The sequence below is a fragment of the Pseudomonas floridensis genome, assembly GCF_002087235.1.
In the GTDB taxonomy this organism is placed as follows: domain Bacteria; phylum Pseudomonadota; class Gammaproteobacteria; order Pseudomonadales; family Pseudomonadaceae; genus Aquipseudomonas; species Aquipseudomonas floridensis.
Map to the genome: position 1 here is coordinate 1 of NZ_MUIO01000287.1, position 660 is coordinate 660.

The 660-nt window shown below is 55.8% G+C and carries 1 protein-coding gene; it reads left to right on the plus strand.

What is annotated here, in order from left to right:
* On the plus strand, positions 1-400 hold a 400-nt coding region (locus BZK31_RS28980; protein ID WP_157900859.1), incomplete at its 5' end, for a helix-turn-helix domain-containing protein.
* Positions 401-660: the final 260 nt, after the last annotated feature.

Here is a 660-nt window from a genome sequence, read left to right on the forward strand (position 1 = left end):
GGATCTGCGCCAGCGCCTGTCGGATCTGGACAGAACCTGCGGCATGCAGGAGCGGGTGCGCAGCACCTTGCTGGAGACCCTGCCTGCCGGTGAGGTATCCATGCTGGCGGTCAGCCGGAAACTGGGCGTCAGTACGCGTACCCTGCAGCGCAAACTGCACAGCGAAGGCACGACCTTCCAGCAGGTACTCGACACCCTGCGCGACTCGCTGGCCCACCATTATCTGCGCACGACGGCCATGTCGAGCGCAGAAATCTCGTTCCTTCTGGGTTTCGAAGACGCGAACTCGTTCGCCAGAGCCTTTCAATCGTGGACCGGAAAAACCCCGAAAACCGTACGCAACGAGCTGCTGGCCGGCGACAGCGGACACGATGCCAGCGCACGTTTTTCGGCGGATTAGGCTCTTCGCATCGGCATCCAGCCGCCCTTTTCGTTACATCACTTCGCATCGAAGCTGCCCAGCGTATTGGCGACTTAGGCTATCGCGCCCGGTGGCAACTCTCTTTCCTCAGAACATCCCGTCCACCTGAAATTCTCCCGAACTACGGCTCAGGCATTCGCTCACTTTTCACAATAAAATACTTTTTTAAAACACTCAAAACAGAATGATCACTCTGCTTTGAAAAACGGTAATTAATTCCAAATAACCCTTAAAAACTC